The 21,233-nt window shown below is 67.5% G+C and carries 23 protein-coding genes and 1 tRNA gene; 11 read left to right on the forward strand and 13 right to left on the reverse strand.

Annotated features, from left to right (window positions below):
* Window positions 1–65 precede the first annotated feature (65 nt).
* The 3 genes from VMT40_RS07210 to gnd form a co-directional block, all read right to left on the reverse strand.
* A complete protein-coding gene (locus VMT40_RS07210) occupies window positions 66–674 on the reverse strand; it encodes a TetR/AcrR family transcriptional regulator (protein WP_326357121.1) in 609 nt (202 codons plus the stop codon).
* An 86-nt stretch (window positions 675–760) separates the two neighbouring features.
* On the reverse strand, window positions 761–1,924 hold the full coding sequence (locus VMT40_RS07215) for a glycoside hydrolase family 3 N-terminal domain-containing protein (RefSeq protein WP_326357122.1): 1,164 nt from the start codon (window positions 1,922–1,924) through the stop codon (window positions 761–763).
* Between the two features lie 93 nt (window positions 1,925–2,017).
* Window positions 2,018–3,046: a phosphogluconate dehydrogenase (NAD(+)-dependent, decarboxylating) gene (gnd, locus tag VMT40_RS07220; RefSeq protein ID WP_326357123.1), complete on the reverse strand. Its 1,029-nt coding sequence runs from the start codon at window positions 3,044–3,046 to the stop codon at window positions 2,018–2,020.
* 229 nt (window positions 3,047–3,275) lie between these two features.
* Here gnd and VMT40_RS07225 point away from each other — a divergent pair, with 229 nt between their 5' ends.
* Window positions 3,276–4,979, forward strand: coding sequence for a VanW family protein (locus VMT40_RS07225; RefSeq protein ID WP_326357124.1), 1,704 nt, complete (start codon window positions 3,276–3,278; stop codon window positions 4,977–4,979).
* Here the strand turns inward: VMT40_RS07225 and VMT40_RS07230 are convergent.
* A complete protein-coding gene (locus VMT40_RS07230; protein WP_326357125.1) occupies window positions 4,966–5,559 on the reverse strand; it encodes a TetR/AcrR family transcriptional regulator in 594 nt (197 codons plus the stop codon). The genes VMT40_RS07225 and VMT40_RS07230 overlap by 14 nt on opposite strands.
* A gap of 93 nt (window positions 5,560–5,652) precedes the next feature.
* Here VMT40_RS07230 and VMT40_RS07235 point away from each other — a divergent pair, with 93 nt between their 5' ends.
* Complete coding sequence (locus tag VMT40_RS07235) at window positions 5,653–6,225, forward strand: RBBP9/YdeN family alpha/beta hydrolase (RefSeq protein ID WP_326357126.1); 573 nt, start codon at window positions 5,653–5,655, stop codon at window positions 6,223–6,225.
* 198 nt (window positions 6,226–6,423) lie between these two features.
* Here VMT40_RS07235 and VMT40_RS07240 read toward each other — a convergent pair whose 3' ends face one another.
* Complete coding sequence (locus VMT40_RS07240; RefSeq protein WP_326357234.1) at window positions 6,424–8,250, reverse strand: acyl-CoA dehydrogenase; 1,827 nt, start codon at window positions 8,248–8,250, stop codon at window positions 6,424–6,426.
* Window positions 8,251–8,723: 473 nt separating this feature from the next.
* Between VMT40_RS07240 and VMT40_RS07245 the strand changes: the two genes are divergently transcribed.
* Window positions 8,724–9,329, forward strand: coding sequence for an alpha/beta hydrolase family protein (locus VMT40_RS07245; RefSeq protein ID WP_326357127.1), 606 nt, complete (start codon window positions 8,724–8,726; stop codon window positions 9,327–9,329).
* A 12-nt stretch (window positions 9,330–9,341) separates the two neighbouring features.
* Here the strand turns inward: VMT40_RS07245 and VMT40_RS07250 are convergent, their stop codons facing one another.
* Entirely contained in the window at window positions 9,342–9,914 is a 573-nt protein-coding gene (locus tag VMT40_RS07250; protein WP_326357128.1) for a TetR/AcrR family transcriptional regulator, read from the reverse strand.
* Window positions 9,915–9,991: 77 nt separating this feature from the next.
* Here VMT40_RS07250 and VMT40_RS07255 point away from each other — a divergent pair, with 77 nt between their 5' ends.
* Window positions 9,992–10,900 carry an SDR family NAD(P)-dependent oxidoreductase gene (locus VMT40_RS07255; protein ID WP_326357129.1) on the forward strand — a complete coding sequence of 303 codons (909 nt, stop codon included), beginning with the start codon at window positions 9,992–9,994 and terminating at the stop codon, window positions 10,898–10,900.
* Here the strand turns inward: VMT40_RS07255 and VMT40_RS07260 are convergent.
* The 5 genes from VMT40_RS07260 to VMT40_RS07275 form a co-directional block, all read right to left on the reverse strand.
* Complete coding sequence (locus VMT40_RS07260) at window positions 10,897–11,628, reverse strand: class I SAM-dependent methyltransferase (protein ID WP_326357130.1); 732 nt, start codon at window positions 11,626–11,628, stop codon at window positions 10,897–10,899. The genes VMT40_RS07255 and VMT40_RS07260 overlap by 4 nt on opposite strands.
* An 80-nt stretch (window positions 11,629–11,708) precedes the next feature.
* Window positions 11,709–12,815, reverse strand: a complete 1,107-nt coding sequence (locus tag VMT40_RS07265; protein WP_442789915.1) for a DUF4185 domain-containing protein — start codon at window positions 12,813–12,815, stop codon at window positions 11,709–11,711.
* A gap of 177 nt (window positions 12,816–12,992) precedes the next feature.
* Window positions 12,993–13,553: an enoyl-CoA hydratase-related protein gene (locus tag VMT40_RS07270; RefSeq protein WP_442789931.1), complete on the reverse strand. Its 561-nt coding sequence runs from the start codon at window positions 13,551–13,553 to the stop codon at window positions 12,993–12,995.
* A 27-nt stretch (window positions 13,554–13,580) separates the two neighbouring features.
* Window positions 13,581–13,742: a hypothetical protein gene (locus tag VMT40_RS39325; protein WP_442789916.1), complete on the reverse strand. Its 162-nt coding sequence runs from the start codon at window positions 13,740–13,742 to the stop codon at window positions 13,581–13,583.
* Window positions 13,743–13,762: 20 nt separating this feature from the next.
* Window positions 13,763–14,542 carry an alpha/beta fold hydrolase gene (locus VMT40_RS07275; RefSeq protein ID WP_326357131.1) on the reverse strand — a complete coding sequence of 260 codons (780 nt, stop codon included), beginning with the start codon at window positions 14,540–14,542 and terminating at the stop codon, window positions 13,763–13,765.
* Window positions 14,543–14,615: 73 nt separating this feature from the next.
* Here VMT40_RS07275 and VMT40_RS07280 point away from each other — a divergent pair, with 73 nt between their 5' ends.
* From VMT40_RS07280 to VMT40_RS07295, 4 genes are all read left to right on the forward strand, one after another.
* The gene (locus VMT40_RS07280; protein WP_033085930.1) at window positions 14,616–14,840 is read left to right on the forward strand and encodes a hypothetical protein; all 225 of its coding nucleotides are present in this window, start codon (window positions 14,616–14,618) and stop codon (window positions 14,838–14,840) included.
* Window positions 14,827–15,123 (forward strand): hypothetical protein, encoded by a 297-nt coding sequence (locus VMT40_RS07285; RefSeq protein ID WP_326357132.1) that lies wholly within the window; start codon window positions 14,827–14,829, stop codon window positions 15,121–15,123. Before VMT40_RS07280 ends, VMT40_RS07285 begins: the two co-directional genes overlap by 14 nt.
* Before the next feature lie 49 nt (window positions 15,124–15,172).
* The gene (locus VMT40_RS07290) at window positions 15,173–15,505 is read left to right on the forward strand and encodes a hypothetical protein (protein WP_326357133.1); all 333 of its coding nucleotides are present in this window, start codon (window positions 15,173–15,175) and stop codon (window positions 15,503–15,505) included.
* A gap of 76 nt (window positions 15,506–15,581) precedes the next feature.
* Window positions 15,582–16,022, forward strand: coding sequence for a hypothetical protein (locus VMT40_RS07295; protein WP_326357134.1), 441 nt, complete (start codon window positions 15,582–15,584; stop codon window positions 16,020–16,022).
* Window positions 16,023–16,143: 121 nt separating this feature from the next.
* Here the strand turns inward: VMT40_RS07295 and VMT40_RS07300 are convergent.
* A tRNA-Gly gene (locus VMT40_RS07300) sits at window positions 16,144–16,217 on the reverse strand.
* A gap of 358 nt (window positions 16,218–16,575) precedes the next feature.
* Between VMT40_RS07300 and ctaD the strand changes: the two genes are divergently transcribed.
* From ctaD to VMT40_RS07315, 3 genes are all read left to right on the forward strand, one after another.
* Window positions 16,576–18,327: an aa3-type cytochrome oxidase subunit I gene (gene ctaD, locus VMT40_RS07305; RefSeq protein WP_326357135.1), complete on the forward strand. Its 1,752-nt coding sequence runs from the start codon at window positions 16,576–16,578 to the stop codon at window positions 18,325–18,327.
* 15 nt (window positions 18,328–18,342) lie between these two features.
* Window positions 18,343–18,915: a dCTP deaminase gene (gene dcd, locus VMT40_RS07310; RefSeq protein ID WP_326312954.1), complete on the forward strand. Its 573-nt coding sequence runs from the start codon at window positions 18,343–18,345 to the stop codon at window positions 18,913–18,915.
* Between the two features lie 182 nt (window positions 18,916–19,097).
* Window positions 19,098–20,510, forward strand: coding sequence for an Hsp70 family protein (locus VMT40_RS07315; RefSeq protein WP_326357136.1), 1,413 nt, complete (start codon window positions 19,098–19,100; stop codon window positions 20,508–20,510).
* 116 nt (window positions 20,511–20,626) lie between these two features.
* Here VMT40_RS07315 and VMT40_RS07320 read toward each other — a convergent pair whose 3' ends face one another.
* Window positions 20,627–21,076 (reverse strand): hypothetical protein, encoded by a 450-nt coding sequence (locus tag VMT40_RS07320; RefSeq protein WP_326357137.1) that lies wholly within the window; start codon window positions 21,074–21,076, stop codon window positions 20,627–20,629.
* Between the last annotated feature and the right edge of the window lie 157 nt (window positions 21,077–21,233).

Genomic DNA, 21,233 nt, shown 5'->3' on the forward strand with positions numbered 1-21,233 from the left:
ACCGTCCGCAAACATGATCGCAGCGACTGTAGTTCAGGGACCGATCGCGAGCATGCCGGTCGCCGTCAGACCTGTTCGGCCTTCTTCTTGTTGCCGGACAGACCGCGCCAGGCGAGATCGTCGAGCAGGTTCACGGCCTCGGCCATGTCGATCTGGCCGCTGGCCACCCGGTCGGCGATGGCCTCGCCCGCGCCGATCACCGCGACCGAGACCACCTCGAAATTGGTGCCCGGCTCGGCGTACTTGGCGCTGGATTCCAGCAACTTGGCGGTCAGCTCGATGACCCGGTCGCGGCTGTTGGAGATCTCCGAGGCGAAGGGGGCCTGGCCCAGGGCCTGCCGGTAGAGGACCTGCCAGGACAGCCGGTTCTGGTCCACGTAGGACAGGAAGGCCTCGAGGCCCGCGCGCAACTGCTCGTGCGGGGTCAGCTTGGGGTTGCCAGCGACCGCGACGGCCTCGATGAAGCGCATGCTCTCGCGGTGGATGCAGGCGCGGAAGAGCTCGTCCTTGGATCCGTAGTAGAGGTACAGCATGGGCTTGGAGATCTTCGCCTCGGCGGCGATGGCGTCCATGGAGGTGTCGTGGTACCCCTTGCGCGAGAAGACCTCCACGGCGGCGTCGAGCATCTGCTGCTCGCGCACCGCGCGCGGAAGCCGTTTCGTTCCGCCAGCCATTCACTCTCCTATGGACAATTCCGAAGCTCTTATCTTACTCCATGGTAAGTTCCGCGATCGTGAATTGCCGAGGATTTGCCTGCCGCTCAGCAGTGCGGCGCGGAGCCCTTGAACTTTGCCATGCGCATGACCGACTTATCCACTTGGGTGCCCGGTAAGCGGCCGTTCTTGACCGCGTCCTCCAGTCGATCGAGCACCTTCGGTACCGCGTCGGTCGTGATCCACAGGGCATTGTCGGCCCCCGCGACCAGGGCGTCCTCCACCGCTTCCTCGATGGTCATGCGGTTGGTGATGGCCGCCATGCCGCCCAGATCATCGGTGAAGATGACGCCCTCGAAGGGTGCTGCGCCGTAGCCGGTGCCTTGCCGCAGGAGTGCCATGGCTGCCTTGCTGATGCTGGCAGGTCGATCCGGGTCGGTGAGCCCGGGCACGTCGAGGTGTCCGACCATGACGGCCGCCCCCGAATCCACCAGTTTCCGGAACGGCACCAGATCCTTGTTCTGCAGCTGATCCAGCGGCGGGGTGTGCACCGCGCCGGTGTGCGAGTCGCCCGAGCCGGACCCGTGGCCGGGGAAGTGCTTCATGACACTGCCCATCCCGGCGTCGTTCATGGCCCGAATGAACGCGCCCGCGTACTGCACCACCACATCCGGATCGTCGGAGAAGGAGCGGTCGCCGATGACCGAATCATCGGGCTGGCTGCTGACATCCACGTCGGGGGCGAAGTCCACGGTCAGGCCCAGCGCCTTCAGCTTCTTGGCCCGGTCCAGGCTGAAGCTGTAGAACTCGTCGGGGCTCATGGATCCCGGGATGGACCGCGCGGGCGGCGCGACCCCGATCAGGTCCTTCGCGCGCGAAACCCGGCCGCCCTCTTCGTCGATGGTGACCATGAGCGGTATTCGCGAGGCCTTCTGCACCGCGTCCACCTGGTGCTGGGCCAGCATGGCCTTGTCGGTCCAGCTGCCGATGAAGATGCCGCCGATCTGCTCGGTCTTCACCACGTTCTCGGCATCGGCCTCACCGGTGACGCCGACGGTCAGCAATTGCGCCAGCTTCTGCCGCAGCGTGAACTGCGACAGGTACATGGCCGCGCAATCCTGTTGCGTCGGAGTCGTTGTCGGCGCGGCACTGCTGGTGCTCGGCGCTCCGGTGCTGGTCGAGGCCGATTGATTGGACGAGTTCGAGCCACTCGAGCAGGCGGTCAGGGCGAGAGCGGTCACCGCGACGGCGATCCCCGGAGCAAGGCGCATGCCCCGACGGTAGCTCCCCGCGCGGGAGTTCTCGCCATCGACACCGGGTGTTCCACCCCATCGGCACCGGGTGTTCCACCGTGCGTGGCGAATTCACCCCTGCGGAAGCTCGTGATGCCCGCCGAAGGCCTGCCGCATGGCCGAGAGGATCTTGTCGCCGTAGACCGCGTTGCCGCGCGAGGAGAAGCGCTGGAACAGCGCCGCCGCCAGCACCGGGGTGGGGACGCCCTCGTCGATGGCGGCGTCCACGGTCCAGCGGCCCTCGCCGGAATCGGAGACGCGGCCGGAGAAGGTGTCGAGGTTCGGATCGGCGTACAGCTCGGCGGCGGTCAGATCGAGCAGCCAGGAGGCGACCACCGAGCCGCGCCGCCACACCTCGGTCACCTCGGGGACGTCGATGTCGTAGGAGTAGTACTCGGGATGTTCGAGCGGCGTCACCTCCGCGGAATGCTCACCCTTCTGCTGGGTGCCGATATTCGCCTGGTGCAGGATGTTCAGGCCCTCGGCGTAGGCGGCCATCGCGCCGTATTCGATGCCGTTGTGCACCATCTTCACGAAGTGGCCCGCCCCGGCGGGACCGCAGTGCAGATAGCCCTGCTCGGCGGTGGAGGGGGTGCCGGTGCGGCCGGGGGTGCGCGGCGCGGCGTCCACGCCGGGCGCGATGGATTTCAGCAGCGGGTCCAGGTAGGCGACGGTGTCCTTTTCGCCGCCGATCATCAGGCAGAAGCCGCGGTCGAGGCCGAACACGCCGCCGGAAGTGCCGATGTCGACATAGTGGATGCCCTTGGGCCGCAGCGCCTTCGCGCGCGCGATGTCCTCGTGGTAGCGGCTGTTGCCGCCGTCGATGATGATGTCGCCGGGTTCTAGCAGCTCGGCCACGCTGTCGATGACCGCGCCGGTCGCGCCCGCCGGAATCATGACCCACACCACGCGCGGGGCGTCGAGCATGGCCACGAACTTCTGGAGTTCGGTGCTGCCCTGGAAGCTTTCGCCGAGTTCGGCGGAGAGCTGGTCGATGTTCTCGACCCGGCGTTCGTAGCCGACCGCGGTGTGTCCGTCGCGCACGATGCGGCGCACGATATTCGCGCCCATCCGGCCGAGTCCGATCATTCCGAGCTGCATGGAGGTCTCCTCGCGTCGTAGGTTCCCGGTCCGCCCCGATTGTCCCAGTCGAGGGTTGCAGAATTTTTTTCCGATCGGATGGAACGGTGTGTAACGCCCTGAATCCGGTATCGATAGAAGGGGTGGCTCCGTGCTGTTGCCAGACCCCCGACCCGGCAACCGCACGGGGCTCTCTTTATGCCTCCCGCTATCGTTGCAGAAGATTTGCTGCCTGCTGGGGAGGATGTTCGTGACCGGTGAAAGCGCTGGCCTGCGTCACTTTCTGAACTCGAATACGGCTCGCCGCGCCGGAATCGCCATGGGTGTGCTGATGGCCGCGGCCGGGATCGGGTACGCGGTGGACTGGTCGCTGTCGTCCGGGCAGGTGCCGCGCGGCACGCAGGTGGCCGGGATCGATATCGGCGGGATGGACCGGGCTGCGGCGCGGAACCGGCTCGAGACGGCGCTCGATCGGCGTGCGGCACAGCCGCTCACGGTCCGCACCGGGGATGTCACCACCGATCTGGTGCCGCGTGACATCGGGTTGGGTGTGGACTGGGATGGCACCTGGGCGCGCGTCGGCGGGCAGCCGAAGAATCCGTTCACCCGGCTCGCGTCGTTCTTCGTCACCCGGAAGGTGGAGCCCGCGGCCACGATTGACGCCCCCGCCCTGGATCGGGAGCTCGATGCCCTGCGTGCGCACGACCGGCAGCCGGTCGAGGGCGGGATCGTCTTCGAGGACGCCAGGGCCGTGGCGGTGCGCCCGGTTCCCGGTCGCGTGCTCGACGTCGCGGCCGCGCGCACGACGCTCGCCGAACACTGGGCCGACGGCTCGGTGCTGGAGCTGCCCGTGGTGCAGACCCCGGCGCGGGTGCGCTCCGACGCGGTGGACCGCGCGCTGCGGGAGGTCGCCGAACCCGCCGTGCGGGCCCCGATCACCTTCACCGGTCAGGGCGGTGACGCCACCCTCGACCCGGGCCAGATCGCGGGCGCGCTCTCCTTTCACCCGAACGACCAAGGCGGACTGGACCTTTCGACGAATACCGAGGCGTTGACGGCCGGATTGGCCCCGCAACTACAGTCCACCGAGGTACCGCCGCGCGACGCGGGTTTCGAACTGTCCGGCTCCCGCGCGAGCGTGCGCCCCGCCGTCGTCGGCACCCTCGTCGACTGGGGCAAGACCCTCGACGGGCTTACCGCCGTGCTGGTTTCGCCGTCGAGCCGCTCGAAGGCCGTGGTCTATCGGCAGGTTCAGCCCAAGCTGAGCACCGAGGACGCGAACAAGCTGGGTGTCGTCGAACCGGTGGGCTCGTTCACCACGGGCGGCTTCAGCGGCCCGTCCGGCGTGAACATCCGGGTGATCGCCCGCAAAGTGGACGGCGCGCTCGTGAAGCCCGGAGAAACCTTCTCGCTCAACGACTTCACCGGCCCGCGCGGCGCGGCCCAGGGCTACGTGGAGTCCGGCATCATCAACAACGGCCGCCCGGCCACGGCCGTCGGCGGTGGCATCTCCCAGTTCGCCACCACCCTCTACAACGCCGCGTACTTCGCGGGCCTCGAGGACGCGGGCCACACCGAGCACAGCTATTACATCTCCCGCTATCCCGCCGCCCGCGAGGCCACCGTCTTCGACGGCGCGATCGACCTGAAGTTCCGCAACAACACCCCTTACGGCGTCGTCATCGAAACCGCCGCCGACGACTCCTCGATCACGGTCCGGCTGTGGAGCACCAAAACCGTTGAGGTCGAATCCATCACCGGCGACCGCACCAAACCCACCGAGCCCAAGACCATCACTCTCCCCAAGGGCAAGGACTGCATCGCCTCCACCGGCGCACCGGGTTTCACCACCTCCGACACCCGCGTGATTCGAGATGCCAAGACCGGCAAGGAAATCTCCCGCCACACCCGAACCGTCAAGTACGACCCGGTCCCCACGGTCATCTGCGAGTGAGCCCCGCGAGCAGGCGGTCCACATGGATCCCGGCCTGCTCCGGATCGAGTTCGCGGTCGGTGAGCAGCCGGTACCAGAACACGCCGAACACCTGATCGGCGGTGTACTCGGCATCGATCTCCGGCGACACCTGCCCGCGCGCCACACCTCGCTCCACGAGCTGGATGACGACCGCCCGGCGTCCGGCCGCCCACTCCTCGAAGGCCACCGCGAACGCCGGATCCAGCTGCGCCTCGGCCATGAGTCCGCGAAGTGCCTTGACCCGCACCGGATATGAGCCGATCCCGTACAGCCCGGTGGTGAATTCCGTGAGATCGCCGCGGATATCGCCGGTGTCGGGGATCGGCATGCGCTGTTCGACGGTTCGCCGGTAGGCCTCCATCACCAATTCCGGCTTGGACTTCCACCATCGGTAGATCGTGCTCTTGGCGACCTTCGCGTGCTGCGCGACGCCTTCCATGGTGATGCGCCGATACCCGATCTCCTCCAGCAGTTCGGCGGTGGCGGCGAGCACGGCATCGTGGGCGTCCTGGCTGCGCACCCGCCCGCCGGTGCGGGTGGGGCGATCGGTCGTGGGCATGGGGTCACGGTAGCAGCGGCCTTGACTCCAATCAAATCGAAACGTAGCGTTTCGATTTGTTGGCAGTACGACACCACCCTGATGGAGACGGACATGAGCACGATCGTCGTATCCCACGGCTACGCGATGACCCCCGGGGACCACTGGTACCCCTACCTGCGCGCGGAACTGCCGGGCGACGACGTGCGCGTCCCCGCCCTGCCCGAACCCGCGAATCCCATTGCCGCCGACTGGCTCTCGGCCCTGCAAAAGGCGGTGCTGGAGGCTCCTCCCGCCGACACCGTCCTGGTCGGCCACAGCCTCGGTGGCGTGAATGTGCTGCGCCTGCTCGAAAGCCACGACACCGAGGCGAGCGGCCCCTTCGCCGGTGTCGTGCTGGTCGCCTCCATGGCGGGCGAGGTCGGGTACGACGCCCTGGCCCCGTTCTTCGCGGGCGGCTTCGACTGGCCACGAATCCGCCGGTCCGCCAAGACCTTCCGCATCCTGCACGCCGCCGACGACCCGGTCACCGCCGCCGCCACCCCCGACCACATCATGAAGTTCGTGACCGAACTCGGCGCGACCGCCACCGTGACCCCCTCCGGCGGCCACTTCCCCCGCACCGGCGAAACCGCGACCGAACTCCCCGAAGCGCTCCGTCTCATCCGAGAAACTCTGGGCCGCTGACGGTTTCCCCGCGGTGCCGCTGACCGTTTCCCGGTATTTGGGGCGGGAGCGCCAGCGGGGTTTGGGGCGGAGCCCCAGCGGGGGCTCGGGGGCGGAGCCCCCTGAAATTCCCTCCCCATAAGGAATGGGGCCCGGGTATCTACCCGGGCCCCATTCCTTATTCAGCCTTCACGGGGTGAAACCCCTTGCGCCGCCGCGTCAGAACGCGGCTTCGTCCAGCTCCATGATGTCGTTGTCCAGGTTGGACAGGACGGTGCGGACCGAGGTCAGCTCCGGCAGCACGTTGCGGGCGAAGAACTGGGCGGTGGCGATCTTGCCCTCGTAGAACTTCTCGGTCGAGCCGTTGTCGAGGGCGTTGATGGCGACCTCGGCCTGAGCCAGCAGCAGCCAGCCGATGAGCAGGTCGCCGACGGCCAGCAGGAAGCGGACCGAACCCAGGCCGACCTTGTAGAGCTCCTTCGGGTCCTGCTGGGCGGCCATCAGGTGCCCGGTCAGGGTGGCGGCCATGGCCTGGACATCCTCGAGGGCGGTGGCCAGCAGCTTGCGCTCGGCCTTCAGGCGGCCGTTGCCACCCTCGCGCTCGATGAACTTCTGTACCTGCCCGGCCACGTGGGCCAGGGCCACGCCGCGGTCGCGGGCGATCTTGCGGAAGAAGAAGTCCTGCGCCTGGATGGCGGTGGTGCCCTCGTACAGCGAGTCGATCTTGGCGTCGCGGATGTACTGCTCGATCGGGTAGTCCTGCAGGAAGCCGGAGCCACCGAAGGTCTGCAGCGATTCGGTCAGGTACTGGTAGGCCCGCTCGGAACCGACACCCTTGACGATCGGCAGCAGCAGGTCGTTGACGCGGAACGCGGTGTCCTTGTCGGCACCCGAGACCAGCTCGGCGATGTCGGCGTTCTGGTGCGCGGCGGTGTACAGGTACACCGCGCGCAGGCCCTCGGCGTAGGCCTTCTGCATGGCCAGCGAACGACGCACGTCCGGGTGGTGGGTGATGGTGACGCGCGGCGCGGCCTTGTCGGTCATCTGGGTCAGGTCGGCGCCCTGGACACGGGTCTTGGCGTACTCGAGCGCGTTCAGGTAGCCGGTCGACAGGGTGGCGATGGCCTTGGTGCCCACCATCATTCGAGCGTTCTCGATGACGTCGAACATCTGCGCGATGCCATTGTGGATCTCGCCGACCAGCCAGCCCTTGGCGGGCACGCCGTGGCCGCCGAAGGTGACCTCGCAGGTGGCCGAGACCTTGATGCCCATCTTGTGCTCGACATTGGTGACGAACACGCCGTTGCGCTCACCCAGGGTCTGGGTCTCGAAGTCGAAGTGGTACTTCGGCACGTAGAACAGCGACAGGCCCTTGGTGCCCGGTCCCGCACCCTCGGGGCGGGCCAGCACCAGGTGCATGATGTTCTCGAACAGGTCGTCGGAGTCACCCGAGGTGATGAAGCGCTTTACGCCCTCGATGTGCCAGGAGCCGTCCTCCTGCTGGATCGCCTTGGTGCGACCCGCGCCGACGTCGGAACCGGCGTCGGGCTCGGTCAGCACCATGGTGGCGCCCCAGTTGCGGTCGGCGATGATCTGAGCCCACTTCTTCTGCTCATCGGTGCCGTTGTTGTAGAAGACCTGCGCGAAACCCGCACCGGCGGCGTACATCTGGGCCGGGGGGTTGGCGCCGAGGATCATCTCGCCCAGGGCCCAGCCGACGACGGAGGGGGCACCCAGGCCACCCAGCTCCTCGCGGACCGGCACCTTGGACCAGCCGCCGTCCTCGAGGGCGCGGTAGGACTTCTTGAAGGACTCGGGGAGAGTGACCGTGTGGGTCTCGGGGTTGAAGACCGGCGGGTTGCGGTCGGCGTCGGCGAAGGACTCGGCCAGCGGGCCCTCGGCCAGGCGACGGACCTCGCTCAGCATCTCCTTGACGGTGTCGGCGTCGAGATCCCCGTAGGCACCGGCGTCGAGCAGCTTCTGGATGCCCAGGAACTCGAACAGGTTGAACTCGAGGTCGCGAACGTTGCTCTTGTAGTGACCCATGGTCGTACTCACTCTCCATTGAGATGGGTGCGGTTCGGTGTGTGCCGTTCCCGCCCGTTAGGTCTCCACCGGGTAGACACCGTAAAGCAGCGCTACTGGCGGGTAACTTATGCGCCATGTTACCGACCGGTAGGAGGGTCGCCAAGGTCATCGCGGCCGAATGTGACAGAAAGCACGCGAGTTGCCGAGACCCGGGGTTCCGTTGAGCCCGTGGGGATCCCGTTCCCGCAGCTAGCGCCGGTGCCGCGAGATCGACGCCGTCGGGACATGAGTCCCTCGACACAGTGGGTGCGGCCGAGTAGGCAACCCCCGCGCACACTGGATTCATGACCCCGGACCTGGTGATTCTGGGCGCGATCGCGAGCCTCGCCGGGCTGGTCGCGGTCTGGATCATCGAATCCAGGCGTCGGCGCTGAGCCGTCGTTGCGGTGTGCCGCGCGGGGCGGACGCGGGCGGCTGGCTACCGTGCCCTCATGCGCATCGAGACGAGTGGTGGACCGGCGGAGGTGGAGCTCGACCGTCCCGGGCGGAACAAGCCGACCTTCCTGCTGGTGCTGACGCACGGCTCGGGCGGCGGCGTCGACGCGAAAGACCTGCTCGCCGTGCGTGATTCGGCCGTAGCACTGGGCGGCGCGGTGGCCTTGGTGACCCAGCCCTACCGGGTCGCGGGTCGGCGGGCCCCGGGCAAGGCCGAGGCGCAGGACGCGGCCTGGCTGGAAATCATTGCGGCACTGCGCAAGAAGGTGCGCGGGGTGCCGGTGATCCAGGGCGGGCGCAGCAATGGCGCGCGGGTCGCGTGCCGGACGGCGCGCGCGGCCAAGGTTCGGGGCGTGCTCGCCCTGTCGTTCCCTCTCCACCCGCCGGGCAAGCCGGAGAAGTCGCGCCGCGACGAGTTGCTCGCCCCCGCCGATATCGAGGTCATCGTCGTGAACGGCGCTCGTGACCCCTTCGGCATCCCCGACGCCGCCGACGCGACCGAGGTGCATGTGATTGCCGGACAGGCGCATTCGTACCGCGCGGGCTTCGAGGACATCGTCGCCGCGGTAACTCCGTGGCTGGAGCGCTGGTCCACGACCTGAGCCCCGGACGGGTCAGCGGGCGCGGGTCAGGTACGTCAGGAGGTCGTCGACCAGGTCGGTGGGATCCGCGTGACCCTTGCCGTCGGCGGACAGGTGGCCGGTGGCGGCGAACCCGACGGCACCGTGGGCCGTGGCGCGCACGAGGGAGGCCAGGCGTTCGGGATCCGCGGCGGGCAGGCTGCCCGCCGCCTGGGCCTGCGCGACCAGGGCGATCAGGGCGGCCTGGGCATTGGCGCCGGTCTCGGCGAGTTCGGGGGTCTCCTCGGTCCAGCGGCCGAAGACCAGGTGGAAGCGGGCGGGGTATTCGAGGGCCCAGGAGATGTAGCCGTGCAGGACCGCGCGCAACATCTCGAGGGGGTCGGGGCGGTCCTGGACGACGCGGGCGAATTCCGCCACGCGCTCGGACAATTCGCGCGCCGCGACGGCCGCGAGCAGTGCCTCCTTGTTCGCGAAGTGCTTGTAGGGCGCGTTGTGCGAGACGCCCGCGCCCTTGCCGACCTCGCGCAGTGTGACCGCGTCCGCGCCTCCGGCATCGAGCAGGCGCAGGGCGGAGTCGAGCAGGACGGTGCGCGTGGACAGGGGCATCGGACCATCCTAATCGGCGGTTGACAACGTCAACCTCTGCCCTTAGGTTGACGTTGTCAACCTCGAAGGGAGTGGGCATGGATCAGGGCACGACGGCCGTCGTCACGGGTTCGACGAACGGCATCGGGGAGGCCATCGCGCGACAACTGGCCGCCGCCGGAATGGAGGTGGTGCTGGTCGGGCGGGACCGGGGGCGTTTGGCCGCCGCGCGGGAACGGATCACCGCCGCGGTCCCGGGCGCACGACTGCGCGACGAACTGGCCGATTTGTCCCTGCTGGAAGACGTCCGGCAGCTTGCGGATCGCCTGCGGGACACCAGGATCGACATTCTGATCAGCAATGCGGCCGTGGTCGCCGAACTCGGCGATCACACGGCCGAAGGGCTGCAGCGCACGTTGGCAACCAATCACCTCGCGCCGTATCTGCTGCTGCGCACACTGGGCGAGAACATCGCCGCCGCAGGCGGATCCGCGCGACTGATCGTGGTGGGCGCGTCACCGACCGCACTGCGGAGAGTTCCCGCGAATCTCGAGGATCTCGGTTTCGAGAACCCGCGCGGCCTCGGATTCCCGCCCAGTTTCCGGCCTTTCGTGGCCTACGGGCAGACCAAGAACATGAACGCGATGTTCGTCTACAGCCTGGCCGAACACCTCGCGGGCAGTGGCGTCACCGTCAATGGCGCGCACCCGGGCATCATTCGCCACACCGGCCTGGGCCGGGACTCCGCGCGTGGACTCCTTCGGGTCTTCGGCTGGTCCCAGTGGATCAACCCGCTGCTGCCCGGTCCGGACGCGGGTGCGGACACCCCGGTGTGGCTGGCCACCGCGCCGGAGCTGGCGGGCGTGACCGGCCGATTCTTCGTGCGCCGCAAGGACGTTCCCACCGCGGCCCACACCACCGAGCCGGGCCGACGGGCCGAGCTGTGGGCGAAGAGCGCGCACCTCACGGGCTTGCCTGCCCGGCGCCGACGAGCGCTGGATGGCTAGAAGAGATCGAGGGTCGGGGGCTGGGGGACCCCGCCGAGGGCGGGTTCCTCGGTAGGGGGTTCGGGGATAGGTTTGGTGGCGACCACCAGGGCGTCGATGGCGTCGTGGGATTCGGTGGGGCGGCGGACGCGGTCGGCGTGACGGACGCGGATGTCGGGTTCGGCGGGTGCCAGGTCGGCGAGGATGTCGGCGGGGGTGAAGGTCAGGGCCGGATTCCGTTCGCCGCCATAGCCTTCGGTCAGGTTGAGGGTGTCGTTGCCGATGACGAGCAGGGTGCCGCCGGGGGAGAGCATGTCGACCGAATGCAGCAGGAGCGCGCGGCGATCGTCGGCGGGCAGGTGCAGGAAGGCCATGAGGATGAGCTCGTAGGGGCCGGTGATGTCGGCGGCGTCCAGCTTGGTGACATTGGCGTGGACCCAGTGGATGCGGCCGCGCACCGAGCGGGACAGTCGCGAGGCGACCGTGCGGCCCTTGTCGATGCCGGTCTGCGAGAAGTCCACGGCGTCCACCTGCCAGCCGTGGGTGGCCAGCCAGAGCGCGTTGCGCCCCTCGCCGCACCCCAGATCCAGGGCCCGCGGCAGTTCCGGCCGCGGCTCGCCGATCCCGAGCCCGGCCACCGGCACCCGCCGCTCCAACCCGAAAACCTGCTCGACCACCGTCTCGTTCGGAGGTGCGCCCCACACCAATTCGGTCTGGGAGTAGTGCTCGTCCCATTCGGCGGCATCCATGACTGCGAGTCTATGAGCCGTGCCCACGAACGACGACGGCCGCGAACCGGGAATCGGTTCGCGGCCGTCCCGAGAGTTGGTTAGAGCGTGGTGTGCATGAGGATCACGTTGTACTGACTGTGGACCGTGGTGAGGAAGTACAGGTCACGGCCGGTCTGGTACGGGAAGATGTACGGCGCGTAGGCCGTCGGCAGCTCCCGCGTGTCGATGAGCACCGAGGGCGCACTCCACGGCCCCTCCGGATTGGGCGCGGTGTACATGACCACCGAGTTCCACGGGTCGGTGGTGAGCAGGATGTACTGCCCCAGATAGTCGTTCCACTGCACGGACATCTCCGCGACACCGCCGCCGATCACCGGCTGCGCCGCGTTCACGTCCTTCTGCCACTTGGAGCCGTCCCAGTACTCGTAGGCGCCCATATCGGTGACGGCCGGTTCGGGTACGCGGGCGACGTAGGCCGGGTGATTGCGTCCGGACCCGGTCCCGTACTCGTAGAGGAACCCGTCGCGCTTGACGAAGGCGTTCATCTGGAAGTTGGCATTGCCGCCCTCGTCCGGTCGGCGCGTGGCGGGCAGTTCCACCCAGTTCTCGCCATTGTCGCCGGAGACCGCGAGGCTGGAGTAGTTGGTCGTCCACTCGCCCACGTCGTCCCAGCTCTTCACCGACATGAGGCTCATGAACTGGGTGGGGCCGACCGAGATGCCCGCGGTGGGAATCCGGCTGATCTCGATGAAGGGGATCTTCGGGCTGGGGATCAGATCGCGGGCCTGCCCGAACCAGTCCCGCACCACCGAATCGAAGTAGATGCCATTGCTGGGGTTCTGGGTGTGCGAGCGGACCAGGATGTTGGAGCGCCACGCCCAGGTGCTGCCGACCAGCAGGTTGGGCAGGCCGAGCCCGGCGGTGTCACCGAAGGCGGTGAGCATTTCGCCGTTTCCGTTGTCCCACATGATGCCCAGGTCGGTGCCGAGCACGTTGTAGGACTGGGTGTTGTTGGGGCTGGCCATGCCGGTGACCTGGAAGACCGCCTTGGTGCGCCCGGGGAGTTGAGGTAGACCGTTGGTGCCGTTGAGGACTGGAATCGGGTTGATCGCGTTGGGGTTGGCTGCGGCCGGTGTGGTCACGGTAAGGAGCAAGGCCGTGGCACCTGCTAAACCGGACAGCAGCAGGGGGGCGGCTTTGGTCAATGCGGTGCTTCCTCCGGGTCTCGCCGAATAATGCGCGGACCACACCGTATGTGACGGGCCGCACAATGCGTTCGACTCGTTGGCAAAGTGTGAAAATGCTAACAGCGATACCCGAAAATTGGGGCTTGCAAACCGCATTGTTTGCCGTGAATTGGCTTACATCTCGGTATCGCTCGCCTAGCCGTTGCGGCCCAGCGCCTGCCGGATGATGAGCGGCAGTTGGGTCGCGCGCTCCACCGCCAGCGTCCGACGCACCGACGACTGCCAGGTCCGATCGAACAGTTTCTTGGCGCTCGCCACCGCGTGCGGCGAGCGCGCCGCGATCCGATCGGCCAGCTTCTCCGCGGCCGCGCGCGGATCCGCGGTCACCTCGGTGACCAGGCCGATGCGCTCGGCGTAGGCGGCATCCACCGGGTCGGCGGTCATGGTGAGCAACAGCGCCTGATCGATGCCGATGAGCCGCGACAGCGTGGCCGCGCCGGTCATGTCCGGAATCAGCCCGTGCTTGACCTCCATGACCGAGAATTCGGAATCCGGTGTGGCGAACCGGAAATCGGCGGCCAGCGCGATCTGCAGTCCGCCGCCGTAGCACCGCCCGTGCACCACCGCGATCACCGGCTGCGGCAGCCGCCGCCAGGCCCAGCACGCCTCCTGGAAGGTATTGGTGCCCAGCCACGGCAGCGGAACGAACCCGCGCACCACATCCAGCGGATTGCCCATGGCCTTGGCGACATCCAGCCCGGAGCTGAAGCTGGGCCCGTTGCCCTACAGGATGACCGCGCGGATGTCCTTGCGCTTACCGATGATTCCGGCGACGCGGACCAGTTCGCGCAGCATGTCGATGGTCAGGCCGTTGTGCTTGTCGGGCCGGTCCAGGGCCACGTGGGCGCGGTCGCCGTCGAAGGTCAGGGAAACGTTGTGGCTCACGGTCTTTCCTTTGATTCGAGCTATTCGAGCTGGTCCAATAGCAGGCGGGCGCAGCCCGCCGGGTCGTCGTAGAAGGGCGTGTGGCCGCTGCCGTGCAGGGTGACGTGCCGCGCGCCGGGCAGTACCGCGCGGGCGCGGCGGGACTGGGTGGCGTACGTGAGCAGAATGTCACGATTGCCCCAGGCGATGGTGATCGGGATGCCGTCGAAGGCGCTGCGGTCGGGGAGTCGGAAGTCGGTGAAGGAGGCCAGCGCGGCGTCGAAGCCGGACGCGCCGAGCAGCCCCTCGACGGTGTCGACCGCGACCCGCGCGTCCACCGCCCACGGCTTGCCGAACACCAGCCCGAGGAAAGTGGAACGGCCCGCGGCGTTTCCGAGCAGCGCGGGCATCGCCGGATGCAGGACCTTGCTGAGCTGTTTGGCGCGTCCCAGGGCCTGCTGGCACCAGACGCGGCCCGCGGTATCCCAGAACGCGATGGGGGAGTAGGCGGTGACCGAGCGGGCCAGCCCGCGCGCGGCCAGGTCGAGCACGATCCCGCCGCCCATGGAATTGCCTGCCAGATGCGGGTTTTGGATCCCTTCCGCGGCGAGGAAATCGACGAGCGCGTCGGCGAGCGTGGACACGGTGGTGTGCGCCAGCGGCGCGCTGCCCCCGAATCCGGGCAGGTCCACCGCGATCACCTCGAACGAGGCGGCCAGGGTGTCGATGATCGGCTCCCACACCTGCCAGCGGCTGCCGACGCCGTGCACCAGGACCAGCGGATCGCCGCTGCCGACGCGGTGATGGTTCAACTTCGTCACCGATCGAACCCTACAGTCGTTGACGCGTCGCCAACATGAGGAAAAGGGACACGTCGGCGGTACGATAAAAGGTATGGCAACCCGGAAAGTGACGCTGTCGCTGGACGAGGCGGCCTGGTCCTACGCACAGGATGCCGCCGCCCGCGCGGGCATGTCGCCCTCGGCGTGGATCTCCCGCGCCGCGCGCCGCGAAGCCGTGCGGCTGGGGTGCGCCCCCGTGCCGGACCCGGTCGAACTCGCCGCGGCCGACGAGGCGGAAATCGTGGCCGCCGAGAAGGAGCTGCGTGCGCAGGGGTGAGCTCTGGGTCTATCACCCGCACGGCACCACCCGAACCCGCACCATCATTCTCATCTCCAGCGACGGCATCAACGAGTCGCCGCGGCCCTGGCTGATCGCTGCCGAGGTCGAGGCCGAGGACCCGCGGGACATTCTGGCCGTGCCCATTCCCGGCCACGGCTGGGTGCACGCGGGCAATCTGGGTCGCATCTATCGCGGCTGGCTGGACGAGCGGATCGCGGAGGTCGACGGCGAGACCGCCGAGCGAATCGACACAGCGCTGCGCGCCGCCATGGATTTGTGAGATCGTGCCTGCGGCAGTTTTCGTCGAGTTATCGAGAGTCGAGGCCCCCGTGCGCATCTCCCTGTTCGCCGCAGCGCTCGTCGCGCTTCCCCTGCTGGCCGCCTGTGGCGGCAGCACCAGCGACAAGTCCGCCGATGTCACCCAGGCGGACGTCTCCAAGGCGCTACAGGACAGCGGCCTCAAGGATGCGAAGTTCGCCGATTGCGCCGCGAAAATCTATGTGGATCAGGGTATTTCGCAGGCGGGGCTGCGGTTGATGATCAAGAACGACGCGAAGAACGCGTCCGCGCAGGATCCGGAATCGCTCGGCATGAGCAAGGAGGACGCCGAAAAGGCGCGCACCGCAACGAACAAGATCATCACCGACTGCATGAAGCAGTGATCTCGGGTTGTTAACCCTCGGATGCCGGTGTGCAATCTCTGAACGACCGGGATCGTCCCGGCATCCGGGAGGGATCATGTTGCGGAAATCCATCGTCGCCGCGGCGCTGCTGGCGCTGCCCCTGCTGTCCGCGTGCAGCAATAGTCAAGACTCCGTCACCGCCGCGAGCACCACGCCCGCTCCGGCATCGGTGACCTCGGCCGCGAAGACCACGGTGTCCGGCGCGCCCACCACCAGCCCCGGCGCGACCACCGCCCCGGGCGGCAGCGGCGCTCCCGGCGGCGGCCTGACCGCCGAGCAGATCTCGAAAGCCTTGCAGGACAAGGGCAAACTGAGCGCGACGACCGCCGACTGCGTGGCCAACATCTACATCCAAGAGGGCCTGTCCGACAGCGGCATTCAGAAGATCATCGACAGCGCCAACGGCACCAACCCGGCCAAGGTCAGCCTCGGCACCGACGACCTCGTCAAGGCGGGGAAGGCCACCAAGCGCATCGCCACGGAGTGCACGAAGTAACAACTCTCGTAACTCTCAGGGGTTCCCCTGAAACCCCCAAAGCTCCCTGGGGGTTCCCCTGAACCCCCAGAAGCCCCTGACATGCGAGAAGGCCCCCACTGCAGTGGTGGGGGCCTTCTCGTGGAGCCGATGACGGGAATCGAACCCGCGCTACCTGCTTGGGAAGCAGGAGTTCTACCATTGAACTACATCGGCAGCGTCTGACTCGCGTTCGCGACTCTATCAGACCGCCTCTCACCCGATGCAACTTCTTAGATGTCCCCGCAGGTCGTGCGCGGGGAGAGGCGGCATTTCCACACCTTCAGGGGGCCGGGGACTGGGTCCCCGGCCCTTCTTTTGGGGGTGTGGGGGCCCAGCCCCCACACCCTTCTCTGTGTCGCAGGCGGCACGCCGAAGATCGCGAAGCTCTTTCGCAGAAGCAGCTTGTTACGCCTACAGGCGGTCGTAGACTGACCCGCAGGGTCGAAAACCCGTCCACCACAGGAAGTTTGGATGCGCTGAATAGTTGCTGGCGCGCTCTCAGCACATCCTGCTCGGCGGTCGAGGAGGACGTATGACCGCAGTGCCCGCTCGTGAAGTGCCCGAGCTCGAAGCCGTGCGGCCATTTCCACGTCGGATGGGACCCAAGGGGTCGTATCTGTGGAAGGCCATCACCACCACCGATCCCAAGATGCTCGGGAACATGTATTTGTTCACGGCCATGGCGTTCTTCCTGATCGGCGGCCTGATGGCGCTGCTGATGCGCACGGAGCTGGCGCGGCCGGGCATGCAGTTCCTGACGCCGGAACAGTTCAACCAGCTGTTCACCATGCACGGCACGATCATGCTGCTGTTCTATGCGACACCGATCGTCTTCGGATTTGCCAATGCGGTGCTGCCGCTCCAGATCGGTGCGCCCGATGTGGCGTTCCCGCGCCTCAACGCGCTCAGCTACTGGCTGTACCTGTTCGGCGCGACCATGGCCACCCTCGGCTTCGTCACCCCGGGCGGCGCGGCCGACTTCGGCTGGACCGCCTATACCCCGCTCAGCCTGGCCGAGCACGCGCCCGGCGTGGGCGCGGACCTGTGGATCATGGGCGTGGCGGTGTCCGGTGTCGGCACCATCCTGGGCGGGGTCAATATGATCACCACGGTCATCTGCCTGCGCTGCCCGGGCATGACCATGTGGCGCATGCCCATCTTCACCTGGAACATTCTCGTCACGAGTGTGCTTGTGCTGCTGGCGTTTCCGATTCTCACCGCGGCGCTCATGGGCCTCGAGGTGGACCGGCACCTGGGTGGGCACATCTACGATTCGGCCAATGGCGGCGCCATCCTCTACCAGCATCTGTTCTGGTTCTTCGGGCATCCCGAGGTCTACATCGTGGCGCTGCCGTTCTTCGGCATCGTGACCGAGATCTTCCCGGTGTTCAGCCGCAAGCCGCTGTTCGGCTACACCACCCTGGTGTACGCGACCATCGCCATCGGCGGGCTGTCGGTCGCGGTCTGGGCGCACCACATGTACGCCACGGGATCGGTGCTGCTGCCGTTCTTCTCGTTCATGACCTTCCTGATCGCGGTGCCGACGGGCGTGAAGTTCTTCAACTGGGTCGGCACCATGTGGCGCGGGCAGCTCACCTTCGAGACGCCCATGCTGTGGGCGGTCGGCTTCCTGGTGACCTTCCTCTTCGGTGGTCTGTCGGGCGTCATTCTCGCCAGTCCGCCGCTGGACTTCCATGTGTCGGACACGTATTTCGTTGTCGCGCATTTCCATTACGTGCTGTTCGGCACCATCGTGTTCGCGACCTTCGCGGGCATCTACTTCTGGTTCCCCAAGATGACCGGCCGCATGATGGACGAACGGCTCGGCAAACTGCATTTCTGGACGACATTCCTGGGTTTCCACACCACCTTCCTGGTGCAGCACTGGCTGGGAAATCAGGGCATGCCGCGGCGCTACGCGGACTATCTGCCCAGCGACGGATTCACCACGCTCAACACCATTTCCACCATCGGGTCGTTCATTCTCGGGCTCTCGATGATCACGTTCGTCTGGAATGTCTTCAAGAGCTATCGCTATGGCGAACTGGCGACCGTGGACGATCCGTGGGGTTACGGCAATTCCCTGGAATGGGCCACCACCTGCCCGCCGCCGCGTCACAACTTCTACGAACTGCCGCGCATCCGCTCCGAACGCCCGGCCTTCGAGCTGCACTATCCGCATATGGTCGAGCGCATGCGGGCCGAGGCCCATGTGACGTGGGGACTGCGCAAACCCAAGGCCGTCACCGAGGCCGGGCCAGTCGATTCACCGACCGACCATTGACATACGCTCTTGCCCGTGCTGCTTTCAGATCGCGACATCCGCAAGGAAATCGCCAATGGGCGTCTCGGGCTCGAGCCCTTCGACGAGAAGCTGGTGCAGCCGTCGAGTATCGATGTGCGGCTGGACAGCCTGTTCCGGGTGTTCAACAACACCCGCTACACGCATATCGATCCGGCGCAGCGGCAGGACGAGCTGACCACGCTGGTCGAACCGGCGGCGGGTGAGCCGTTCGTGCTGCATCCGGGCGAGTTCGTGCTGGGCTCCACCCTCGAGGTGTGCTCGCTGCCCGATGACCTGGCCGGACGCCTGGAGGGCAAGTCCAGCCTGGGCCGTCTGGGGCTGCTCACCCACTCCACCGCGGGCTTCATCGACCCCGGATTCAGCGGGCACATCACCCTCGAACTGTCGAATGTGGCGAATCTGCCGATCACGCTGTGGCCGGGCATGAAGATCGGCCAGCTGTGCCTTTTCCGGCTCACCTCCCCGGCCGAGCATCCGTATGGCAGCGCGGCCGTGGGATCGAAATATCAGGGGCAGCGCGGGCCCACGCCGTCGCGCGCCTACCTGAATTTTCCCGTCTCCCAGTGAGTTGCGTGACGGGGTAGCGGGTGCCGTCCGCCGGACGGCGTAAATCGGCCGCTGCCTGGACAGTTGACCGTCGCAGGTGGCGCGATTACGCCGACCGGTATGGGGGGTTACCGGGTGTACGGATGGCGCGGTACGTCGTAAGGTGACGGCGACAAGGTCTGTGGAAACGAGATGGGCAGCGGATGAGTTCGGTTCTGGGAGTTTCGGTGGGGGCGAGTGCGGTTCGCATCGCACGCCCGATCGCCGGTGATTCCGCGGAAACCGCTGCCACCCGCAACTTTTCCGCGCCGCCGCCCGGATTCGGCGGCTACGACGGTGCGTTCGGCGGCTACGACGGCGCGCCCGACGCCTTCGACGTGCAGGCCGTGCCGGTCGGGGAACGACGGGTCGACGAACTGGCCGCCGATGTGATCGGCGCGGTGCTGGCCGCGGACTCGCGCATCACCGCCACCGCCATCGCCTATCGGGACGAGAATCACGCGCGCGCCATTCGCGCCGAGCTGGCCCGGCGGCAGTTCACCAATTACGAACTGGTGCCCGATGTGGTGGCGGCGCTGGAATTCCTCGAATGCTCCGGTGAGTTGCGGGGTTTCGGCACGGTCGCGCTCTACGACCTGGGTGCGTCCGGTTTGTCCGTAACGGTGGTCGACACCGCCACCCGGCAGGTCTGCTTCAGCGAGCGCACCAGCGATATCAGTGGCGACTACCTGGATTCGCTGATTCGCGAACAGCAGATCGCCTCCGGGCGCATCGCGCATCCGCCGGACCACACCGGGCTGGCCGCGCTGGACGCGCTGTGCCGCCAGGCCAAGGAACAGCTCTCCGGCAGCAATGCGGTGGCCCTGCCCTCCACCGAGGGGCTGGTGCTGCTCTCGCAGGAGAACTTCGAGGCCCTCATCATGCTGGCCGTCGAATCCTCCGCGCGCATGACCCGCGATGTCATCCTGCGCTCCGAGCAGCCGGTGCAGGCGGTCGCCCTGCTCGGCGGCTGCGCCCAGATTCCGCTGGTGGCAAGGGTTCTGCGGCGGTGGCTGGGTGTTCCGGTCATCGTGCCCGCGGCGCCCGACACCGTGGTGACCCGCGGTGCGGCCATGCTGGCCCGCCCGGTCATGGCGCGCCCCGCGCCCGCGCCGTTCCCGGCCGCCGTCCACGACCAGACGCCGCCGCCGGTCGAGCCGACCCAGCCCTGGCAGCCCGGACCCGCCCGCGCGGTGGAGAAGTTCGGCCGCCGCCGCGAGGTCAGCCTCGCCGGTGTGGCGGTCGGCGCACTGGTCGTGGTGGCCGCCATCGGCGTCACCCTCGGCTGGGGACCCCGTGTCCTGGAACATGATTCGCAGCAGCGCCAGGACGCGGTCACCAGCTCCGTCCCGGTGACTACCACCCACCCGGTCGAATCCGCCACCCTCGCCCCCACCACCAGCGAAGCCACCAACGAATCCCTGGCCGCACCCCCACCCCGCTACGCCCCGACCACCACCGAGGCCCCACCCCCCACCGCGGGTCCCAACACCATCACGATCATCCCGGGCCTCCCCCCGGTCGTCGTGCCGACGCTACCCCCGCTCTTCCCGGCCCCGCCCGCACAAGAGCACTGACACAAGGGTTTTCACTTCGCGCGCACGCGCGCCGAGTCCGCCCCGTCGACTGCCAGAAGGGGGCGGACTCGGTGGGACCGGCGCGAGCAAGCGCCGGGTGCGAGGACCGGCTGCGTTCAGTCCCCGCTTCCGGTTCCCACCGCCAGAGCTGTCGTCACGATTGCCGACAGGGGTGGGAGTTTGGAGTCGCGCGCGGGCGGCGTCACCCAGTGGCACCCCTCGCGCGTCCAGCGGCCCAGGCCGGTGGGCAGCATGACCGCGCTGCCGACCGCGGGAATTCCGATATCGAGGCTGTTCAACACCTCCATGACCTGATCGCCGGGCCGTGAATCCGGTTCGGCGAGAAAGCTCCAGCGAATCTGCCGGGCCAGCATCGGGGCCTCGCGATACTGCTGTTGCAGTGTGCTGCGGACCTTTTCGGCCCGGGCGACGGGCAGGTGCACGACGCCGATGCGGGAGGTGACGGGCAGCATCACGAATCCGCCGCGTTCGGTGACCGGCAGCCCGAACTCGTGCCGGTAGTAGGAAACCCAGTCGTCGACTGTTCTGAGCTTGTCCGCGTTCACATCCCCGCCTCCTTCCCCTGACCACAAGGGTCGCGTGCCGGGAGGCACTGTGAAAACGCCCGCACACCCGCCTTCCACTGCCTTTCCGCCGCCACTATTACCGAAACGCATAAAGCCTGGTACCAACCGGGTTTCGGATGTGGTCGCGGCCAGTTTC

Source organism: Nocardia sp. CDC160 (genome assembly GCF_035818795.1).
Lineage (GTDB): Bacteria > Actinomycetota > Actinomycetes > Mycobacteriales > Mycobacteriaceae > Nocardia.